Origin of the sequence: Rhizobium indigoferae, from assembly GCF_034554815.1 — a bacterium.
GTDB classification, from domain to species: Bacteria; Pseudomonadota; Alphaproteobacteria; order Rhizobiales; family Rhizobiaceae; genus Rhizobium; species Rhizobium leguminosarum.
In genome coordinates this window covers 3,422,925-3,439,297 of sequence record NZ_CP140635.1, presented here as the reverse complement: position 1 = coordinate 3,439,297, position 16,373 = coordinate 3,422,925, and the positions used below count along the sequence as shown (strand labels likewise).

At 60.9% G+C, this 16,373-nt stretch carries 19 protein-coding genes; 10 read left to right on the top strand and 9 right to left on the bottom strand.

The annotated features are described in order from the left end of the window. Positions 1-30: 30 nt before the first annotated feature. Positions 31-2,538 carry a ribonuclease E domain-containing protein gene (locus U5G49_RS17205; RefSeq protein ID WP_193445009.1) on the top strand — a complete coding sequence of 836 codons (2,508 nt, stop codon included), beginning with the start codon at positions 31-33 and terminating at the stop codon, positions 2,536-2,538. Positions 2,539-2,666: 128 nt separating this feature from the next. Here U5G49_RS17205 and rpoH read toward each other — a convergent pair whose 3' ends face one another. Continuing rightward, complete coding sequence (gene rpoH / locus U5G49_RS17200) at positions 2,667-3,575, bottom strand: RNA polymerase sigma factor RpoH (RefSeq protein ID WP_018243318.1); 909 nt, start codon at positions 3,573-3,575, stop codon at positions 2,667-2,669. A gap of 187 nt (positions 3,576-3,762) precedes the next feature. Beyond that, complete coding sequence (locus U5G49_RS17195) at positions 3,763-4,788, bottom strand: RluA family pseudouridine synthase (RefSeq protein ID WP_018446896.1); 1,026 nt, start codon at positions 4,786-4,788, stop codon at positions 3,763-3,765. Between the two features lie 42 nt (positions 4,789-4,830). Here U5G49_RS17195 and U5G49_RS17190 point away from each other — a divergent pair, with 42 nt between their 5' ends. Together U5G49_RS17190 and U5G49_RS17185 are read left to right on the top strand one after the other, a co-directional pair. Continuing rightward, positions 4,831-5,217 carry a membrane protein gene (locus U5G49_RS17190; RefSeq protein WP_047618930.1) on the top strand — a complete coding sequence of 129 codons (387 nt, stop codon included), beginning with the start codon at positions 4,831-4,833 and terminating at the stop codon, positions 5,215-5,217. Between the two features lie 7 nt (positions 5,218-5,224). Then, entirely contained in the window at positions 5,225-6,049 is an 825-nt protein-coding gene (locus U5G49_RS17185; RefSeq protein ID WP_130758900.1) for a TrmH family RNA methyltransferase, read from the top strand. A gap of 77 nt (positions 6,050-6,126) precedes the next feature. On the opposite strand, the gene U5G49_RS17180 is transcribed toward U5G49_RS17185, so the two are convergent. Both U5G49_RS17180 and U5G49_RS17175 read right to left on the bottom strand, forming a co-directional pair. Further along, positions 6,127-7,287: a coiled-coil domain-containing protein gene (locus tag U5G49_RS17180; RefSeq protein WP_193445010.1), complete on the bottom strand. Its 1,161-nt coding sequence runs from the start codon at positions 7,285-7,287 to the stop codon at positions 6,127-6,129. Between the two features lie 115 nt (positions 7,288-7,402). Then, positions 7,403-7,990 carry a DUF1134 domain-containing protein gene (locus U5G49_RS17175; protein ID WP_028733268.1) on the bottom strand — a complete coding sequence of 196 codons (588 nt, stop codon included), beginning with the start codon at positions 7,988-7,990 and terminating at the stop codon, positions 7,403-7,405. Between the two features lie 194 nt (positions 7,991-8,184). Here U5G49_RS17175 and chpT point away from each other — a divergent pair, with 194 nt between their 5' ends. Both chpT and U5G49_RS17165 read left to right on the top strand, forming a co-directional pair. Beyond that, on the top strand, positions 8,185-8,832 hold the full coding sequence (gene chpT / locus U5G49_RS17170; RefSeq protein ID WP_112904771.1) for a histidine phosphotransferase ChpT: 648 nt from the start codon (positions 8,185-8,187) through the stop codon (positions 8,830-8,832). Between the two features lie 120 nt (positions 8,833-8,952). Next, positions 8,953-9,315: a response regulator gene (locus U5G49_RS17165; RefSeq protein WP_010069020.1), complete on the top strand. Its 363-nt coding sequence runs from the start codon at positions 8,953-8,955 to the stop codon at positions 9,313-9,315. Between the two features lie 225 nt (positions 9,316-9,540). On the opposite strand, the gene ctrA is transcribed toward U5G49_RS17165, so the two are convergent. Next, positions 9,541-10,242 (bottom strand): response regulator transcription factor CtrA, encoded by a 702-nt coding sequence (gene ctrA / locus U5G49_RS17160; protein ID WP_003542362.1) that lies wholly within the window; start codon positions 10,240-10,242, stop codon positions 9,541-9,543. A 436-nt stretch (positions 10,243-10,678) separates the two neighbouring features. On the opposite strand from ctrA, the gene U5G49_RS17155 reads away from it, so the two are divergent. After that, positions 10,679-11,029 carry a hypothetical protein gene (locus U5G49_RS17155; protein ID WP_026188505.1) on the top strand — a complete coding sequence of 117 codons (351 nt, stop codon included), beginning with the start codon at positions 10,679-10,681 and terminating at the stop codon, positions 11,027-11,029. Between the two features lie 374 nt (positions 11,030-11,403). Here U5G49_RS17155 and U5G49_RS17150 read toward each other — a convergent pair whose 3' ends face one another. Beyond that, complete coding sequence (locus U5G49_RS17150) at positions 11,404-11,682, bottom strand: GNAT family N-acetyltransferase (protein ID WP_112904768.1); 279 nt, start codon at positions 11,680-11,682, stop codon at positions 11,404-11,406. Between the two features lie 55 nt (positions 11,683-11,737). On the opposite strand from U5G49_RS17150, the gene U5G49_RS17145 reads away from it, so the two are divergent. After that, positions 11,738-12,283, top strand: a complete 546-nt coding sequence (locus tag U5G49_RS17145; protein WP_193445011.1) for a paraquat-inducible protein A — start codon at positions 11,738-11,740, stop codon at positions 12,281-12,283. 23 nt (positions 12,284-12,306) lie between these two features. Here the strand turns inward: U5G49_RS17145 and sciP are convergent, their stop codons facing one another. Next, positions 12,307-12,582 (bottom strand): CtrA inhibitor SciP, encoded by a 276-nt coding sequence (sciP, locus tag U5G49_RS17140; protein ID WP_007533628.1) that lies wholly within the window; start codon positions 12,580-12,582, stop codon positions 12,307-12,309. Positions 12,583-12,975: 393 nt separating this feature from the next. Here sciP and U5G49_RS37145 point away from each other — a divergent pair, with 393 nt between their 5' ends. The 3 genes from U5G49_RS37145 (at position 12,976) to U5G49_RS37135 (ending at position 13,821) form a co-directional block, all read left to right on the top strand. Beyond that, positions 12,976-13,389: a hypothetical protein gene (locus tag U5G49_RS37145; protein ID WP_376770327.1), complete on the top strand. Its 414-nt coding sequence runs from the start codon at positions 12,976-12,978 to the stop codon at positions 13,387-13,389. A gap of 46 nt (positions 13,390-13,435) precedes the next feature. After that, complete coding sequence (locus U5G49_RS37140) at positions 13,436-13,576, top strand: hypothetical protein (protein WP_245268239.1); 141 nt, start codon at positions 13,436-13,438, stop codon at positions 13,574-13,576. A gap of 152 nt (positions 13,577-13,728) precedes the next feature. Further along, on the top strand, positions 13,729-13,821 hold the full coding sequence (locus U5G49_RS37135) for a hypothetical protein (RefSeq protein WP_370090421.1): 93 nt from the start codon (positions 13,729-13,731) through the stop codon (positions 13,819-13,821). A gap of 116 nt (positions 13,822-13,937) precedes the next feature. Here the strand turns inward: U5G49_RS37135 and U5G49_RS17130 are convergent, their stop codons facing one another. Beyond that, on the bottom strand, positions 13,938-14,663 hold the full coding sequence (locus U5G49_RS17130; protein ID WP_018243308.1) for a sugar transferase: 726 nt from the start codon (positions 14,661-14,663) through the stop codon (positions 13,938-13,940). A 658-nt stretch (positions 14,664-15,321) separates the two neighbouring features. After that, positions 15,322-16,119 carry a 3'(2'),5'-bisphosphate nucleotidase CysQ gene (gene cysQ, locus U5G49_RS17125; protein ID WP_028733272.1) on the bottom strand — a complete coding sequence of 266 codons (798 nt, stop codon included), beginning with the start codon at positions 16,117-16,119 and terminating at the stop codon, positions 15,322-15,324. Positions 16,120-16,373: the final 254 nt, after the last annotated feature.

Here is a 16,373-nt window from a genome sequence, read left to right as displayed (position 1 = left end):
TAGGGTACCGGACTTCTTGAGAAAGTACTGATGGCGGATTTTATTGCAGTCATTCGGCGGGCCGTTGACGGCTTGGCTGAAAATACCCCCGAGATGCGGGTGAAAGTCTACGAACGTGCCCGCGGCGCAGTGCAGCGGCAGCTCGAGAATATGAAGCCGCGTCCGCCGGAAGCCATGCTGCAACGCCAGCTCGAAAAGCTCGAGGCCGCCATCCGCGAGGTGGAAGGCGAACACTCCGAGGCGCTGCCGCTCGATGAGCCGGTCGCCGCCGTCGCCGCGCTGGAATCGGCGGAAGAGCAAACTCTTCACGACGAAAGCGAACGGGCGCCTGCGCCGGAGACGGCTGTCGAGGAGCCGGTTGACGAAGCCTATGCGGAACCGCAGGCGGCCGAGGCCGCCGACGAGCCCGATCACGTGGAAGCCGCCGCGCCAGAGGACGCTGAGGAAGAGGTCGCTGCCGAGGAGCCCCTTTCCGCGGAAGAACCTGTTCCCGCCGAAATCCCTGTTGCCGCCGAGACAGCGGTTTCGCCGGAGACATCCGGTCCCGCCGAGACATATTGGCATCCCTCGCATGAAGAGGAAGCGCCAGCCGAGGAATGGCATGCTAGCGAGGCGCGCGACGTCGCTGCCGAAGACGTGTCGGCCGAACATGACGGCTGGGAGCCGCCTGCCGCGCATCGCAGCGAGCAAGCCGACGAAGACCGTGCCGACGAGCAGCATCCCCTGGAAGCTGACGAGATCGCGGCCGAGCCGGTGGCGGTGGACAACGAGGAGCCGGAGGCCGAGGAGGCTTACGAGCCCGTCGAGCCGTTGCCGCCGACCACCCGCGGCATAGACCATGCATCCAACCGGCTGGTGGAGCCGGTCGCCGATTTGGATCGTCAGCAGGAATTCGTCGAGCACAGCCGCGAGGAGCCGTTGCAGGCCGATGCTGCGGCGCATTTCGACCCGGTCTGGGCCGAGCCCGTTGCCCAAACGCCGGCTCCGCCGCCCAAGGATGCGGAGACCGAATGGGCGGAAGAGGAACTCAGGCAATATTCGCAGGCGGCGCCGGTCACCGCGGATGCCTCGGCGCGCGCCTTCGAAGAGGTGATATCAAGCCTCGAAAATGCGGCCCCCGCGGCCGTCATGCCGGCCGCCAAGGAAAGTTTCTCCTGGGAGACAGCCGCCTTCGACGATCTGCCGCCGATCGAGGCCGGCAGCAATAAGAAGGCGCCGGTTGCCTCCCATTTCGACGATGTCGATATCTTCGCGGAAGTGCACAACGGCAAGCCCGCGGCTGCTAGCGGCGCGCCGAGCGAGGACTGGCGCGAGGCGAAGGCGCTGCGCGGCTACGACCGCCGCGGCTCGGTCGCCGCTGATGACGATGACGCCAATCCGTCGATGGATATCGATCAGATCGTTGCCTCCAAGCTGCAGGGCAAGAGTTTCCGTATGGAGCCGAAGCGTCGCCGCTTCGGCATCGGTACCGTGATCACGCTCATCTTCGCACTCATCCTGATTGGTGGCGGCGCCTATGCCGGCTGGATGAACAGAGAGGCGCTAGTGGCGATGGTCGACGGGCTCGTCAGCTCGGCACCGTCGCAGGCGACCAAGAACGAGGCGGCAACACCGCCGGCTAGCTCGGCGACGCCTGCCCAGCCGGGCGCGGTGACGCCAGCCCAGCCAACCACACCAGGAGCGCAGAATACCCCAGCGACGCCGGCTCAGCCGAACCCGCAGGGAGCGGCAATGAACAATGACGGCGCTGCGGCCAATTCGAAATTCACCCAACGGCTGCTGACCGATGGAACCGAGGTCGACAGTGGACCGGCGACTGTGCCGGGAACACCGACTGCGGAAGGAAAATCGGTCGCCGAACAGAATGTCGCGGCAGCAGATACGCCGCCTGCCAGCGCGCAGGGCGATGTGGCACCCGCCGAAACGCCGACGCCAAACGGCCCGGTGGCATCGCCGCAGCAGACCCCACCCGTCGGTTCGTCGGAAAAGATGTTCCTCTATGAGGAGCGTATCGGCCAGAGTTCGCCGACGGCGATCGAGGGATCGGTCGTCTGGAGTGTGCAGCACGAGGCTGGCCAGGACGGCCGGCAGGAGGCGACGGTGCAGGGCAACGTCACCGTTCCCGAACGCAATCTTTCGGCTCTCGTCACCTTCAAGCGCAATTCCGATCCGTCACTGCCGGCAAGCCATCTCGTGGAGATCGTATTCTCGGTGCCGCCGAATTTCGAAGGCGGCAGCATCGACAGCGTCCAGCGCATCTCGATGAAGCGCACGGAGCAGGACCGCGGCGACGCGCTGATCGCGGTTCCGGCCAAGATCACCGACGATTTCCATATGATCGCGCTCAACGATTACCCTGATGCGCGCAAGGCCAATCTCGACCTGATGTCGACCCGCAACTGGATCGATATTCCGATCACCTACCGCAACGGCCGCCGCGCGCTGCTGACGATGGAAAAGGGCGGTACGGGAACGGACGCCTTCAATACCGCGATCAAGGAATGGACCGCGCTCGGGGATGTGTCGACGAGTCAGTGAGGGTTTCTTCAGCAAAGCCAGCATTCCGGACCTTTGGGGTGGCGCTGAGACTGCGGTACAAAAGTGAATGAAAATGAAAAGGCGGGCCGCAAGGGACCCGCCTTCTTCAATTGTATCGCGCGGCAGGCTTATGCCGTGGCTTCGACGACGCGGACGGCCTTGGCGCGTTCCAGGGCTTCCTTGCGGACCGCGTCCTGCACCTTTTCGAAGGCGCGGACCTCGATCTGGCGCACGCGTTCGCGGCTGATGTCGAATTCGGTCGAAAGGTCTTCCAGGGTCACTGGATCCTCGGCGAGACGGCGAGCCTCGAAGATGCGGCGTTCGCGCTCGTTCAGCACGCTCATCGCTTTCGCCAGCATGCGCCGGCGGGTGTCGAGCTCATCCTGTTCGATCAGCACGTCTTCCTGGCTGTCATGGTCGTCCACCAGCCAATCCTGCCATTGGCCGCTGTCACCTTCGGCTGCCTTGATCGGTGCGTTCAGCGAGGCGTCGCCGGAGAGGCGGCGGTTCATCGAAATGACCTCCTCCTCCGAGACGTTCAGCTTGGTGGCAATTTCCGATACGTGCTCCGGCTTCAGGTCGCCGTCATCGATTGCCTGGATGCGGCCCTTCAGCCGGCGCAGGTTGAAGAACAGGCGCTTCTGGTTGGCGGTCGTGCCCATCTTCACCAGCGACCACGAGCGCAGGATATATTCCTGGATCGAGGCCTTGATCCACCACATGGCATAGGTGGCGAGGCGGAAGCCGCGCTCGGCATCGAATTTCTTGACGGCCTGCATCAGGCCGACATTGCCCTCGGAGACGACTTCGCCGATCGGCAGGCCGTAGCCGCGATAACCCATCGCGATCTTCGCGACGAGGCGAAGATGGCTGGTGACGAGCTTGTGGGCGGCGTCCCGGTCACCATGCTCGGCATAACGCTTGGCGAGCATGTATTCCTGCTGCGGCTCCAGCATCGGGAACTTGCGGATTTCGTCGAGGTAACGATTGAGACCGGCTTCACCGGCGGTAATGGACGGCAAGGTATTTCGGGCCATAGTGCACCCTCCTAAAGTGAATTCCGGTTCCCGATGGAAACGCGTCCTCGCGTTAAAAAGGCAAACCGGGACGTGCGGCTCTCTCCGAGCCCGCACTAAGTCTATATACAGATAAGTGTGGCGAAACGGCGGTTCAAGGTGCCGCTCACGCAGGTGTGAGTTGGAAGACGGGCATTCAGAGCCGCCTTTATCGCCGCAGCGCCTCGACCAATTCGACCATATCATCTGGCAGCGGCACCTCGAAATGCATGATTTCGCCGGTGCGGGGATGCTCGAATTGCAGCATGAAGGCATGCAGCGCCTGACGGCCGAAACCGTTGACGACCTTGCGGATCTCTTCGGGCAGAAGATTGGCCTTGGTCTTGAAGCCGGCGCCGTAAACCGTATCGCCGAGCAGCGGATGGCCGATATGGGCCATGTGGACACGGATCTGGTGGGTGCGGCCGGTTTCGAGGCGGCACTCGACCAGCGAGGCGAACGCGGTCGCGTCCGGCTTCTCATGGAAGCGCTCGATCACCTGGTAATGCGTGATCGCCTCGTCGGCGTCCTGACTGTCAGGACGTTTGACGGCGCGGCGCGTGCGGTCGCCGGTGGCGCGGCCAAGCGGCGCGTCGACTGTGCCAGACAGCGTGCGGGGCCGGCCCCAGACGACTGCCTGGTAGGCCCGCTCCAGCGGCATGGTGCGGCCGTGGTCGGCAAATTGCAGCGAGAGGTGGCGATGGGCAATATCGTTCTTGGCGACGACCATGACGCCTGTCGTGTCCTTGTCGAGGCGGTGGACGATGCCGGGGCGGCGCACACCGCCGATGCCGGAGAGTGTATCGCTGCAATGGTGGATCAGCGCGTTGACCAGCGTCCCCGTCCAGTTGCCGGGGCCGGGATGGACGACGAGGCCGGAAGGCTTGGAAATGACGATGACGTCGTCGTCCTCATGGAGGATATCAAGCGGGATGTCCTCGCCCTGCGGCGTCGGGTCTTCCGGCTCGGGCAGCGTGATCTCGAAACTATCGCCGGTGCGCACCTTGCGTTGCGGGTCGGTGACGGGTTGGCCGCGCAGAAAAACCTGGCCATCCTTGATCAGCGTCTTGATGCGGCTGCGCGAAAATTCCTCGCCGACCTGCGCCGTCAGCCAGGCGTCGAGCCGGCCTTCGGCGCTTTCATCGGCGGTCAGGACTTTTCTATTGCCGGCGGCTTGTTTAAAGGGGTCGCTCAAGACGCTTCTTCTCCGACGTATTTTTTAGAACGGGACGCACAGATGACAGCAATCGAGCCAGACGACCAGGAAGAGAAGCCCCTTGATCCGGCGATGGAAAGTGTCCGGCGCAAGATGGTCCGCCTGCAGATCGTTTCCGGCGCCATCATGTTCGTGAGCCTTATGGCGGTCTTCGGCGCGGTTGTCTACAAGGCGATGCACAGCGAGCCGAAGGAGACGGCGTCCGCTGTTGCCGCCTCCGGCGTGCCCTCAGACGCGCCGCTTGCGGCAACCGTTTCCCTGCCGCTTGGCTTCAAGGTGCAGTCCACATCCCTTTCGGCCGGGCAGATCCTGTTCTACGGCGAAACGGTCGAGGGCAAGAGCAAGGCGCTGGTCTACGATCTCAGGACCGGCCGCACCGTCGCCGACGTCACCGTCGCGGGCAATTGAGGCCGGCATGGCCGCCGTCCCGATCGACATCGACAGCGCCGACGATCCGCGCGTCGCCGAATTCCGCGATATTCGTGAGCGCGACCTGACGGGCCGAGAGAACCGCTTCATCGCCGAAGGCACCGTCGTGCTGCGCATGCTCGCCGAGGCGCATGCGGCCGGCCGCGGCTTTTTCGCCGAAAAGATCCTGCTGCTGCGCAACCGCGTCGAGGGCGTCCGGCCCATCCTGGAGCGGTTTCCGGCCGATGTGCCGGTCTATGTCGCCGGGGCCGATGTGCTCGACGGCGTCGTCGGTTTCCATCTGCATCGCGGCGTTCTCGCGCTCGGCCGGCGGGAGGATCGCGGGGAAGCTGCCCTTCTTGACGCGCTGCCGGAGCAGGCGCTGGTGCTCGTCGGTTGTGGCATTTCCAATCACGACAATGCCGGCTCGATGTTTCGCAATGCGGCTGCCTTCCGGGCCGATGCGGTGCTGCTCGACGAAACCTCCTGTGATCCACTCTACCGCAAGGCGCTGCGTGTCTCGGTCGGTTCGGTGCTGGGCGTTGCGCACCGTCGCGGCGGCAAGGCGCTGGATGTGCTTCTGGCGCTTGCCGAACGGGGCTTTGCCATCTGGACGCTTTCGCCGCACGGCAAGACCGATATCCGCGCCATTCCGGCCTCGACGCGTATGGCGCTCGTCGTCGGCACCGAAGGCGAGGGGTTGCCGGAGGCGCTGCTTGCGCGGTTCCAGAGCGCGCGCATTCCACAGTCGGAGGAACTCGACAGCCTCAACGCCGCGACGGCGACGGGGATCGCACTGTTTTCCATGGCCTCGGCGATGGGCCGGATCTAACGCATGCCTTCTCAAATCGAAATCGATTTTCAGGGTTCTGCGCCAATTCAAAAATGATGGCGCGCCGCGCTAAGGCGTCAGCGCGCGCGATCGGCGATGATCGCGGCCGCCCTGTCGGCAAGGCTGACGCGATCGTTCGGATTCCTTTCCGCAGCATCCAACAGCAGTGTGCGGATCGGTGAGGAGGGACCTTCGTTAAGTGCGGTCAGCGCCACCATATTGGCGGCGATCGAGGCGATCTCCTCGCGGATCGCGCCATCGCGCCCGGTTGAGGTCTTTGCCTTTTCCAGGCGCTCGGCAAGGGCGGCACTGCGCGTGCGGACATCTTCGCCGATCTCAGACGTGACGACGGCGGTGTCGAGCGCGGATGCGACCGTGTCTTCGGCCGGCATTTCCGCCGGCAGGTCCGCCACCATCCCGGCAAGGCCGGCGTCGCGCAGCACCCGGTTGACCTTGCGGATTTCGGCGTTGGCGGCCTTCAACTGCTCCTTCAACTTGGTGATCTCCTGCTGGCGGCGCGCGACCAGGGTTTCCTTTTCGGTGGCGGAAGCGCTCTCGCGCGCGGCCTTATCCTCCAGACGGATTACCATATGCTGCTGCTGCGTCAGTTTCTGTTCGGCATCCTTGGCGCGCTTCTGCAGCAGGCTGACGTCCTGGCGCAGCGTGTCGCGTTCGTCGCGCAGCGCGTTGACACGGAATTTCAGGCTCTCCGCCTCGGTCTCGCGCGCGGCCAGGTCGATCCTCAGCCCATCGGCCTGTTCACCGAGCTTGCTCAGGCGCGTCCGCATCGTCGCCAGTTCGCTTTCCTTGTTGGCAGCGGACTGCTCGGCAATATGCAGGTTGGTCTTCAACTGGCTGATATAGTTCTCGGCCTTGCGCAGATGCGAGCGCTGGTCGGCTGCTTCGACATGCATCTCGCCGATCTGCGCCTGCAAATCGCCGATCTCGGCGGCAAGCCTGCCGGCGTCGACGGCGAGGGCGTCGTGGCGAAGCTGGAACGACAGGGATTTCTCGCGCTCACGCAGAAGGTCCTGGGTGGTGCGGGCGTTTTCGGCGGCATAAAGCGCGCGCACCATGTCTTTCTGGGCGCGAACCTCTTGTGGGCTCAGCGGCATCGTCGCTTTCAGCCGGTTCTCTGTATACCAGACAATACGGCGGTGAACGGCCGGCGAGACCAGAAAGACGAGGAAGGCCGCGGTCAGGAAGCCCAATCCGAACAAGAGAGCATATTCGATCACGGCGCGGCCATCGGTAAGAAGGTTGATACGGGTCAGCCGCGATGATTAAGCAGGCATGACGCGCATGGCAAGGCCGCCGGTGGGGACGGCGGCAGATTCCGGCGGCTTTGCGGCCTCAGAAGGGGTTCCAGGTCGGCGCCTGAGTGATCTTGAGATAGCCGACGTTGACGCCGAGGCGGGCGCCGACGCCGGTGCGGATCGGCACGACCAGCACGTCGTTGTTCTTGAGCAGCGTCATGCCGAAGCCGGCGATCACATAGGCCGAGCCGCTGACGCCGCCGAAGCGGGCATAGATGCCGTTGATAGAGGGCAGGTCGTAGACCAGCATCATCACGCGCGAGCCCTGGCCGCCGTAATCGAGGCCGAGCGAGGGTCCCTGCCAGTAGAGATTATGTTCGCCAGCGTTCTTGGTGTTCAGCTGGCCCTCGCCATAGGTAAGGCCGGCGATGAAGGCGCCGCCACCTTCTTGTCCGAGGATATAGCCGTTCGGCAGGCCGTATTTCTGGAAGGCACTCTCGACGACCTTGGCAAGTCCGCCGCTGGCGGAACCGAAGAAGGAGTGGCCGGCGTCAACGATTTCCTGCATCGTGTACTGGCCGTTGTCCTGGGCAGCGGCCGGTGCGGCAACCATCAGCGAGGAGAAGACGAGGGCCGAAAGCAACCTGCAGAAGCCGATGAATCGGTGCGGAAATCGAGGGCGCATTGTGTCATCCGTTCGTCGTTTGGCTAGGAGCGGGCAACCGCTCGCGGCGATTGGTGCATTTTGCGCCGATGATCTTAACAATCGGTTTACCAAATATGGTGTCATTATGGCATCGAGTACGACCGCAAACTTCGCGCAATTTTGATGAAGTATATTCCGGGCGCAATGAAATTGCCGCCCCTCAGGAGACGATGATGTCCAAGAACCCCAATCTCACCCTGTCCGGCCCGGATCTGGCCGCGCTTCTTTGCAGCCGCGTTTGCCACGATGTCATCTCGCCCGTCGGCGCGATCAATAACGGGCTGGAACTGCTGGACGAGGGCGGCGCCGATTCCGATGCGATGGACCTGATCCGCACCAGCGCCCTCAACGCGTCCGTCCGCCTGAAATTCGCACGCCTCGCCTTTGGTGCGTCGGGCTCCGTCGGCGCCTCGATCGACACGGGCGAGGCCGAACGCGCTGCCAAGGATTTTGCCGTCGCCGAGAAGAAGACCGAGGTGATCTGGAACGGACCGCGCGCCATCGTCGCCAAGAATCGTGTCAAGCTGCTGCTCAACCTCTTCCTCGTTGCCTATTCTGCCATTCCGCGCGGCGGTGTACTCGAGGTAACGCTCGAAAATCCCGAATTCGATGCCAGGTTCAAGCTCACGGCCAAAGGCAAACTGATGCGCTTGCCGCCGAAATTCGTCGAGATATCGACCGGCAACATCGAGGAGGCGATCGACGCCCATTCGATCCAGCCCTATTACACGGTGCTTCTGGCGCAAGAGTGCGGAATGACGCTCGATCACAGCGCCAGCGCAGACGAACTGGTGTTCACGGCAGTGGCCGCGGTGGCCTGATTTCGGAGCGCGGACGCGTGTCGGCGCCCGTCCGGTAACGATTCGTTAGCCTGATGGACCTATTCTCCAGGGTTGTAAGAGGCCTCTTGCTGCGACGAATGCGGGGGCAAAGGAGCGGCCATGCAAAGGTTCATGATCACCGATAATTCGGACATCGTCCGCAAGGTCGGCAAGCGCATTCTCTCCGAACTCGATTTTCTCGTCAGCGAAGCCTCCAACGCCGGCGAGGCGCTGCAGCGCTGCCAGGCGGAGCTGCCGGAATATCTGATCGTCGATTCCGGCATGGAAGGCGCCCTCGATCTCATCGCCGCCATCCGCGCCATGGACGGCGGCAAAGAGGTCAAGATCTATTACTGCGTCGTCGAGGCGGATCTGAAGAAGCTGATGGCGGGCAAACGGGCCGGTGCGACCGACTTCCTGCTGAAGCCGTTCGATCGCAAGATCCTGACCGCGGTTTTCGGAAACCGCGCGATCGCCGCCTGACGCAGATTTCTTCCGCCAATATCGGCGTCGCTCGAGCATCATGCCGAACGTGCAAGTGCGTTCGGCCGACACCACGTTCCATTTTCTTTAACGAGATATAGAGGATCAGGCCGGTCTAGCCTGAATCTTTCGTCATGGTGGTTCCTTATTTGCTCAGGGCAGAAACGAAAAATCCCGCCGGAAAGGCGGGATCTTCGTTTATCCGATAAGGGGGATCGGGAAAAATCAGGCGGTTTCGGCGTATTCGGCCCCATCCGGCTCGCGAAGTACGTAACCACGGCCCCAGACGGTCTCGATATAGTTGGCGCCGCCGGCAGCGTTGGCGAGCTTCTTGCGGAGCTTGCAGATGAAGACGTCGATGATCTTGAGTTCCGGCTCGTCCATGCCGCCGTAAAGGTGGTTCAGGAACATTTCCTTGGTGAGGGTGGTGCCCTTGCGGAGCGAAAGCAGCTCCAGCATCTGATATTCCTTGCCCGTCAGGTGGACGCGCTGGCCGCCGACTTCGACAGTCTTGGCGTCGAGGTTGACGATCAACTCGCCGGTCATGATGACCGACTGGGCATGGCCCTTGGAGCGGCGGACGATGGCGTGGATGCGAGCGACGAGCTCGTCCTTGTGGAACGGCTTGGTCATGTAGTCGTCGGCGCCGAAGCCGAGGCCACGAACCTTGTCTTCGATGCCGGCCATGCCCGACAGGATGAGGATCGGTGTCTTGACCTTGGACAACCGGAGAGTGCGAAGCACTTCATATCCGGACATGTCGGGCAGGTTCAGATCGAGAAGGATGATGTCATAATCATACAGCTTGCCCAGATCGACGCCTTCTTCACCGAGATCGGTGGTATAAACATTAAAACTCTCTGATTTCAGCATCAACTCGATGCTCTGCGCCGTCGCGCTGTCATCCTCGATTAGAAGTACCCGCATAATTATCCCCTTTACCGCCGCCGAAAGGTGGTCTGGCCCCCTACACGATACCGAACACGCTACGTGATTTGGAAGCTGCCACGAAATGGTTAACAAATTCTAATTCACTCTGGCAAGGAGTATCGAATTTATTAAATAATTTTTCCATTTCTCTGTTTTCCAATAGGAATCTCAAAAAGGCGTTCCTCAACTTTAACATTAGGAAACAGCGCTAAGTGATTCATCCGACTCGCCAATGAAAAGGTTCGAACTTCATGCCGTGGCATTTACCGACCCTTAAATCATAGGGCCTATCATTAACGATGCCCGTAAACGAAAGGTTACCAGCGGTAGGTATTTGTTAATATCGCAGGAAATTTTTTAGCAAACCGTGTCAAAGCGGCGCGCAGGGCGGTTTCAAGTTGAGCCGGGGTCTCGCATCACGGGAGTAATGCGTATGAAGTCGCGAGAAAGTCTCGTTCGCCTGAAGGAATTTCAGGTGAACGAAAAACGACGTCAGTTGCAGCAATTGCAAATGATGATGTCTGAATTCGAACGGATGACGAAGGATCTGGAGAGCCAGATCGTCGTCGAGGAAAAGAAGTCCGGTATTTCCGACCCGAATCACTTTGCTTATCCGACCTTCGCCAAGGCCGCGCGTCAGCGGGCCGATAACCTGCAGGTTTCGATCAAGGAACTGAAGATGCAGGAAGAGACGCTGGAAATGGCGCTCGAGGAGATGCAGGCGGAATATGCAAGGGCGACGGCGCTGGAAGAGCGTGACAGCGGCGCCCGAGCAAGGGCGTAAGTGAAAAACGGTGGGCGCCGGTTTCGGCGCCTGGGATCGCCGCTGAGAAGCCATGTATGACGGGCGCGCTGTCCGTCATACATGGCTTTTGGTGTTTTCGCCTATCGGCGAGCGCCTCGGCGCAGCTGTCGCCGAAATCGAGGCTGTCACGCCGAAGGCGATTGAAGAAGCTACCTCCAAAGCGGGTCACATCGAGCGTGATTCAGGCGACGCGAGTCATGACTTTTTATGCGCCGCCCCAAACCTGCAGCCTGTCTTTGAGCGACGCGCATTAGAGCGCCGTGCGTCCTTTCGGACGCGCAAAGGACGCTCCAACTCTTTCAATCCGCGCATCGTGCTTTCTGACAACCGATTCCGATTTTCGGGCAGATGCGCTAGTTCACGACATCCTTCCATTCCGGATGGCGTTGCGCCTGCGCCTTGAAGAAGGGGCAAAGCGGAATGATCTTCCATCCGCCGGTGCGGGCTGCTTCCACGGCGTGGAGCGCCAATGCCTGGCCGACACCCTTGCCGCGCAACGCATCGGGAACGGCCGTGTGATCGATGATGATGAGCTTCGGCGATGTGCGCGAATAGGTCATCTCGGCCTCGTGCCCCTCCACCTCGGCCGCATACCGGCCGCCGGAGGCGCCTTCCTCGTTTCGAATGTTCATTGTCTTTCCTCGTAACGGATAGTGTCGTAGCGGACCGTGACATGGCCGCGCGGTCGTGCCAAGCCGTGGAGGCAAGACAGATACAAGACGGAGTGTTCATGCAAAATATCGGATCGATACGAGGTTCAGGGCAATGAAGGCGCTCTCGATGATTCGCCCCGTGCTTCTCGTGGCCGCGCCGTTCTTCCTGGCGCTCGGCCTCGTGTTACCGCTGGTCCATTTCGAGACGCTGTATTTCTTCGACGAGACGCCGTCCCTCATCGAAGTCATCGTCTCGCTTTGGCAAGGCGGGGATGGGCTGCTGGCGGCGATCGTTGCACTGGTTTCGATCCTGCTCCCGTCTCTGAAGATGATCGGGATCGCCGCAGAAGCGACGGCCACCGGCGGTCAGGCCGGCAGCCTGTTCTATCGTCGTGTCGTACCGCATCTGTCCAAGTGGTCGATGATGGACGTGCTGCTGGTCGCGATCGTCATTGCGGCGGCGAAGACGACGGGGCTGGCGGATGCCTTCACGCAGCCAGGCCTCTGGTGCTATGCGGCCTCGTCAATGATTTCGGGCCTTCTTCATTCCCTGATGGGAGATGCGTCCGGCCCGAAATAGATGTCGTCGATGCTGGCGAGTGATCAGTGACGATATTGCTGAATGCGCGTGGTGCGCAGGCCAGCGAGACCGTGGCTGTTGATCGACGACTGCCAGGAGAGGAATTCTTCGACCGTGAGCGTATAACGCTCGCAGGCCTCTTCCAAGCTCAACAAGCCACCGCGAACAGCCGCGACAACCTCTGCCTTCCGGCGAATCACCCAGCGCCGCGTATTCGGCGGCGGAAGATCCGCGATCGTCAGGGGGCTGCCATCGGGGCCGATGACATATTTTACTCGGGGACGTATCATTTCGGTCATTGGACTCTCTACACAACGCAAGACCACGAACCCCACTCTAGCCTGCCACATTTAAAAATTGCCTAAACCCATCGTAAGACTTTGATAACAAATTTAGATGCCCTCGGGCCGCGGATTTGGGGGCGGCCGCCTGCCGCTACGTCAATTTGTAGCGCCCGCATGGGAGCCATGCGGAATAAAGATTAGCTGATTTCCCGGGATGATCTTCTAAGTGCTGCAACAAAGGAATGAGCGCAAGACTTCGACTCCGCTCTTCCCGCTGCATTAGTCCAGTTTGCGCTTTTGACGCTTCGTGTCCTCGGAATGCGGGGCAGAATCTGCTGCTGCTCCGGCGCGAGCTTCTCGCCGCCGGCAGCGAGGCCGAGCCGATGCTGGCCTTACGAGGATACGAAGATGGAAAGACCTGAGCGCGCAGTCGACGACTGCGCTGAGGATGCTGCATTTTCGCCGTCGAAGGCCGTGGGCGCCGGGGCTTCGTTTAACGACGGCAAGGAACGGCTCGGGGAGATGGCGAAGCTTGCGGGCTTCGATTTTTATCTGCTCTCGGTTTTCCCGCGCGGCGACCGTACGGCTTTCATCGAAAACCGGCTGATCAGCAACTGGCCGCTAAGCCTGGTCGGCTTTTACGAGGCCGCCGATCCCTTCTATTGCAGCAGACTGTTGACCGCGATGAAGCGGACGATCGTGCCGATCTTCTGCAAAGAGGGGTCGTTTGCGGGCAGCGCCGCCAATCAGGAAAACCGCAGACTCAACACGCTCTTTCAGATGCACGGGCTGAAGAATACCTTCGCCTTCGCGCTTGCATGACGCTGACCTGAAACAATACATCTTCGCCTTCTCAGGCGACTGTCCTATGCCCACGCGGGAGCAGGCGATGGCGCTGCTTTACGGCTGCATGGAGCTTCTGGACAAGGTTTCGCGCAATGGCAACCCGGAAACGGTCCGTCGGAGACGCTCACCCGGCGCGAAATCGAATGCCTGCGACGCCGCCTGATTCCTTAAATCGGAATCGACTTAAGGAATCAGGCGGCAATTCAAAGTGCTACAGCGTCCTTTGCGCGTCTAAAAAGACGCGCGGCGCTGTAGTCGGCGGCCGGCAAGAGCGGCGACGAGATCGCGATCGTTCTCGATCTCTCGTCGCATACGGTGGCAGGTTATCTGAAGAGCGCGATGCGCAAACTCGACTCGGCCAACCGCATGCAGGCGGTCGCCAGAGCATTCCGGTGCCGGATGCTCTAAAGCGCGTGGCATCGCGCTTTAGGTCTTTGTTTTATGCATGTCGGTTTCGCAAAACCGCTGCACACTTTTCGGCGACATGCACAAGGCAGCCGGTCTCTTCTCACAAAGCTTAAAGCTTAGAAGCCTTTTCCGCGGGTCAGCTCCGACACGACGGTTCCGAAAATGATGCGCATGTCCATCACGATCGAAAAATTCCCGACGTAATAGAGATCGCTGGCGATGCGGGCGCGCGCCTTGGCCGGACGATCGGTCGGGCCGCGCAAGCCGCGCATCTGGGCAAGACCCGTCATGCCGGGGCGCATCGCATGGCGCTGATGGTATTCCGGTACGAGCTCTTCGTAGAGCATGCCGCCGGCGCGCATGCCGATTGCATGGCAACGCGGGCCGACGACCGACATGTGGCCCAGCAACACGTTCAGCAGCTGCGGCAACTCATCGACATTCGTGCGGCGCAGGATGGCGCCGATGCGAGTTATGCGCGGATCGTTCTTCACCGTCTGGGCAACGCCGGAGACGTCGCAGAGGTCGGTGCGCATGGAACGGAACTTGTAGACCTTGATGGCCTTGCAGTTCTTGCCCCAGCGGGTCTGCTTGAAGAGCACCGGTCCCGGGCTGTCGAGCTTGATCAGCAGGGCGACGAACAGAAGGAACGGGGCGAGGACGAGGAGGGCGCTCAACGACGAAAAAATGTCGAACGCCCGCTTCAGGACCAGATCCACCAACGGCGCCTGCGGCGCATCGCTATGGATAACAGGGGTCTGGATCTTCAGGCTCGGCTGCTGGCGGCGGCTCGGCCGGAAGGAGTCTGTCGAAATGCTGTTGTTTAGTTCCGTGATGCTCAAGGATCGTACTCTGTTGTCTTCGAGGGGGGCGCGGCGGCAATAGGCGATCAATGGTTAACCCTGTCACCAGGGCTGCACTCAGGTCTTGGTAACCCTACTAAAACGGAAAAATGCGACAATTGTGTAATGGTGTCCAGAGAAATATCGCATCGCAGCAAATCTTTCGCATGTGCGTTAAGTTGAGGCAAGCTCATGATATTTCGTTAAGAATTGGAATTTTGTCAAAGTTTCTAGGCCTTTGGCAGGGCTTTACAGGGGGGTGGCGACGTGCCGTTTCGACACGTGACCCAGGTCTCTTAAGCATATTTCTTAACGGAACACGGGGCGAAATTTTTCTGATGAAGATATCGATCACTGTCGAAGCCGTGCCGAAATGTGACAAAATCAAGGCAGGATTGATGGCGCGCAGCGTCTTGAAAAGATGCAGGGCAACGAATTTGCGGCCCGAATCGCTCAGTGAGGCCCGATAACGCGAATCACTTCACAGCTGGAGAGGGGATCGTGGATGCGCTTTACGGAGGGACGCTTGCGCAGTTGAGGCGCGCATGCCCGAGGCCGGTCGCGGATTGTCGCGACAGGTCTGAGCTCATGGTTACGATGCAGAGAATCGCGCCGCTTGCCGGTATTCAACGATCCCAAGGATGGTCCCTAAGGATGGTCACGCCGGTTCGAGGACGCGTTTCCTGCCGCCCCAGGAGATGAAGTTCGGGTTGGCGAAGTCGAAATCGGCCGCGGTTCCCGTCTTGCCATAGGTCAGCGGCGTTCCGTCCAGCGTCACCGTCGAACCGCCAGCGGCGCGCAGCACCGCATCGCCGGCCGCGGTGTCCCATTCCATCGTGCGGGTGAAACGCGGGTAGACGTCGGCCTTGCCTTCGGCCAGCAGGCAGAACTTCAGCGAGGAGCCGATATTGGTGCATTTGAAGATCGCGTGGTCGGCGAGGAAGCTTCCGGTCTCCGGGCTGTTGTGGCGAAGGCTTGCAAGCGCCAGCCTGTCTTCAGGCTGTTCGCGCACAGTGATTGTGCTGCGTGCGCCAACCGTGAAATCGTCCGCGACGACAAGCCTTTCGGCGTGGCCGCGTTCTCCCGAGAAGGCAAGTCCGAGCGCTGGCGCGTAGACGATGCCCGCCACCGGGGCGCCGTTCTCGATATAGGCGATGTTGACGGTGAATTCCTGCCGTCCGTCGACGAACTCGCGGGTACCGTCGAGAGGGTCGACAAGAAAGAAGCCACGGCCGGCAATGTCGGGCACTTTTCCGGCGGCGACCGATTCTTCCGCCACGACGGGTATTTCGGGATAATCTCTGGCGAGATGAGCGAGGATGATGCGTTCAGCCTCCTCGTCGGCGACCGTGACCGGACTGGCATCCGCCTTCATGGCGACGGGGAAGCCTTCGCGCAAGACCGTGATGATGGCCTTGCCGGCTTCGAGTGCCGCCTTTTCAAATGTCCTCAGCATTGTCCTTTTGCCGTTCGCCACGCGGCGAGCACCCCGTTGTCGCTCGTCCGCAAACCATCCCTATTACAACCAGATACTTAAGTTATATGGTGTTCCCCGTCATGCTCTGCATCCCTCAATGCACAGCTTGATGATGCTACCATAAGTTTTCGGCCTTGTCAGACGAAGATGGGGCATTGTTCGTGAAATGGCATTCGTCAAAGAGGCTGCCTTGGGGTCTGAATTTGCTCCATCTTCCAATTCTGTGGAATAGC